Source organism: Mesorhizobium sp., from assembly GCF_004962245.1.
Taxonomy (GTDB): Bacteria; Pseudomonadota; Alphaproteobacteria; order Rhizobiales; family Rhizobiaceae; genus Mesorhizobium.
Map to the genome: position 1 here is coordinate 1 of NZ_SUHQ01000089.1, position 1,988 is coordinate 1,988.

At 64.9% G+C, this 1,988-nt stretch carries 1 protein-coding gene; it reads left to right on the plus strand.

Features of this window, described 5'->3' with window-relative positions; translation table 11 throughout:
- On the plus strand, positions 1-1,988 hold a 1,988-nt coding region (locus tag E5X88_RS33440; protein WP_292168538.1), incomplete at both ends, for a glutamate synthase-related protein.

Below are 1,988 nucleotides of genomic sequence, written 5' to 3' on the forward strand. Positions count from 1 at the left end.
GATCAGGCTAGCGGAAGAAACCGGGCGCAAGAAGGTCGCGCTCGACGAGGTCATGTCGGCGGCCGATATCGTCAAGCGGTTCTCGACCGGAGCGATGTCCTTCGGCTCGATTTCCAGGGAAGCGCACACCACGCTGGCCCGCGCCATGAACACGATCGGCGGCAAGTCGAACACCGGCGAGGGCGGCGAAGAGGCCGACCGTTACCTGCCGCTGCCGGACGGCGGCAAGAACCCCGAGCGTTCGGCGATCAAGCAGGTCGCTTCCGGGCGTTTCGGCGTGACGGCGGAATATCTGGTGAATTCCGATGTGATGCAGATCAAGGTGGCGCAAGGCGCGAAGCCTGGCGAGGGCGGTCAGCTGCCCGGTCACAAGGTCGATGCCACCATTGCCAAAGTCAGGCATTCGACGCCCGGCGTCGGCCTGATCTCGCCGCCGCCGCACCACGACATCTATTCGATCGAGGATCTGGCGCAGCTCATCTACGACCTCAAGAACGTCAATCCGGGGGCTGATGTCTCGGTCAAGCTGGTTTCGGAAGTCGGTGTCGGCACGGTTGCGGCCGGCGTCGCCAAGGCGCGCGCCGATCACATCACCATTTCCGGCTATGACGGCGGCACCGGCGCATCGCCGCTGACCTCGCTCAAGCACGCCGGCAGCCCGTGGGAAATGGGCCTTGCCGAGACGCACCAGACGCTGGTGCTCAACGGCCTCAGGTCGCGCGTCGCGCTGCAGGTCGATGGCGGCCTGCGCACCGGCCGCGACGTCGTCATCGGCGCGCTGCTTGGCGCCGACGAATTCGGCTTCTCGACCGCGCCGCTGATCGCGGCCGGCTGCATCATGATGCGCAAGTGCCATCTCAACACCTGCCCGGTCGGCGTCGCGACGCAGGATCCGGTGTTGCGCAAGCGCTTCAAGGGCACGCCGGAACACGTCATCAACTTCTTCTTCTATGTGGCGGAGGAGGTCCGGGCGCTGCTCGCCGAGATGGGCTATACCCATCTCGACCAGATCATCGGCGACACCGAACTCCTGGAGAAGCGGGCGCTGATCCAGCACTGGAAGGCGCGCGGGCTCGATTTCAGCAAGATGTTCTTCAAGCCGGATGCGCCGCATGAGGCGGTGCACTGGACCGAGCGGCAGAAGCATCCGATCGACGACGTGCTCGACCGCAAGCTGATCGAGTTGGCCAAGCCGGCGCTCGAAGCCAGGCAGCCGGTCAGCATCGAGCTGCCGATCCGCAATGTCGACCGTTCGACCGGCGCCATGCTGTCGGGCGAAGTGGCAAAGCGCTTCAGGCACAAGGGCCTGCGCGAGGACACGATCTCGGTGAAGCTCACCGGCACCGCCGGCCAGTCCTTCGGCGCCTTCCTGGCGCGTGGGGTTTCGTTCGAGCTGGTCGGTGCCGCCAACGACTACGTCGGCAAGGGCCTGTCGGGCGGACGCATCGTCATCCGCCCGCCTGAGAACACGAAGATCGTCGCAGCCGAGTCGATCATCGTCGGCAACACGGTGCTCTACGGCGCGACCGAGGGCGAGGCCTATTTCTGCGGCGTCGCCGGCGAGCGTTTTGCGGTTCGCAATTCGGGCGTCGCTGCCGTCGTCGAAGGTGTTGGCGACCATGGCTGCGAGTACATGACCGGCGGCATTGTCGTCGTCATCGGGCAGACCGGCCGCAACTTTGCCGCTGGCATGTCGGGCGGCGTCGCCTATGTGCTCGACGAGGTGGGTGATTTCGCCGAGCGCTGCAACATGGCGATGGTCGAACTGGAACCCGTTCCCGAAGAAGACGACCTGATGGAGAAACTGCTCCATCATGGCGGCGACCTCGATCACAAAGGCCGCGTCGACGTGTCCGGCGACATGACCAGCCATGATGAGGAGCGGCTCTATCAGCTGATCTCGAACCACGTTCATTACACGGGTTCGGTGCGCGGCCGCGAGATCCTCGACAACTGGGCGACTTTCCGGCCGAAATTCCGGAAGATCA